This is a genomic window from Nonomuraea turkmeniaca, assembly GCF_005889735.1.
GTDB classification, from domain to species: domain Bacteria; phylum Actinomycetota; class Actinomycetes; order Streptosporangiales; family Streptosporangiaceae; genus Nonomuraea; species Nonomuraea turkmeniaca.
The window spans coordinates 1-1546 of the sequence record NZ_VCKY01000528.1; the positions used below are offsets into that span (position 1 = coordinate 1).

The following is a 1546-nucleotide window of genomic DNA, read 5'->3' on the forward strand; positions in this document are numbered from 1 at the left end:
GCGACAGCGTCACCGCCAGCGCCGCCTGCAGCATCATGAACACCGTGACGCCCTCGGAACGGGCCAGCGCCACCATCCGCTCATGCACCTCAGCCGGAATCCGCAACGGCACCCGATGACCGAGATGACTGGCCGTCGCCGGCCGCGGCCGATCCGTCGGCAGCGCCAACTCCTCCGGCGCACCAGCCAACGCCTCCCGCCAGTAGCCGATCTGCGCCGACAGCAGACTGTCCGGGTCGGACTCCTCGCCCAGCAACTCCCGCTGCCACAACGCGTAGTCCGCGTACTGCACCGGCAACGGCTCCCACACCGGAGCCTCATCCCGCATGCGGGCCGCGTACGCGCTGGACAGGTCGCGGCCCAGCGGCGCCATCGACCAGCCGTCGCCCGCGATGTGATGCACCACGACCACGAGCACCTGCTCGTCGGCCCCGGTCTGGAACAACCACGCCCGGACCGGCACATCACTCGACAGATCGAACGCGTACCGCGTCACCTGCCCCACGGCGCCGGCCAGCTCTCCGGCCTCCACCCGGGACACCTGCAGCGCCCAATCCAGCTCCGCCATATCCAGAATGTGCTGATACGGCTCCCCGTCCACAGACGGGAAGACGGTACGCAAGGACTCGTGACGAGCGAGCACATCGCGGAAGGCCGCGTTCAACGCGGCGATATCCAGGTCACCGGTGAGCCGGACCACCGTCGGAAGGTTGTAGGTGGGGCTGGGACCCTCCAATTGCTCCAGGAACGCCAGCCGGCGCTGCGCGAACGACAGCGGGACGCGCTCCGGACGCTCCGTCGTCCGCAGCGGCGGACGCACCTGGCCGACATCGCTCCCCGTCAGACGGGTCGCCAGACCGGCCACCGTCGGTGCCTCGAACAACATACGCAGCGGCAACTCCACCCCGAGCACCGCTCGGATACGAGATGCCAAGCGGACCCCGAGCAGAGAGTGACCGCCGAGGTCGAAGAAGCTGTCGTCGACTCCTACCGACTCCACGCCTAAGACCTGGGCGAAGGCGGCACACAGCAGTTCCTCCTGCACCGTGGCAGGAGCCCGGCCCGACCCGCTCACATACTCCGGCGCGGGCAGCGCCTTGCGGTCCAGCTTCCCGTTCGGCGTCAACGGCAACGCAGACAGCGTCACCACCGCGGCAGGCACCATGTACTCCGGCAGCCGCCGGGCAAGGTAGTCCCGCAGCCCGTCATCCACCGTGTCGCCGTCGCCGGGCACCACGTACGCCACCAGCCGCTTGTCACCCGGGACGTCTTCACGGACGACGACCGCAGCCTGGGCGACGTCCGGATGACCGTGCAGCACCGCCTCGACCTCACCCGGCTCGATCCGGAACCCCCGGATCTTCACCTGCTCATCCGCCCGCCCCGCGAACACCAACCGCCCATCAGCAGTCCACCTCACCAGGTCCCCGGTCCGATACATCCGCTCACCCGAACCGAACGGACACGCCACGAACCGCTCACCCGTCAACCCCGCACGACCCACATAACCACGCGCCAACCCAGCCCCGGCCACATACAGCTCACC

Annotated in this window: 1 protein-coding gene; it reads right to left on the minus strand. The window is 69.1% G+C overall.

Features of this window, described 5'->3' with window-relative positions; all coding sequences use genetic code 11:
- Nucleotides 1-1441 (minus strand): condensation domain-containing protein (locus ETD86_RS54285; protein ID WP_342779379.1); only part of this gene is annotated, 1441 nt, incomplete at its 3' end.
- Nucleotides 1442-1546: the final 105 nt, after the last annotated feature.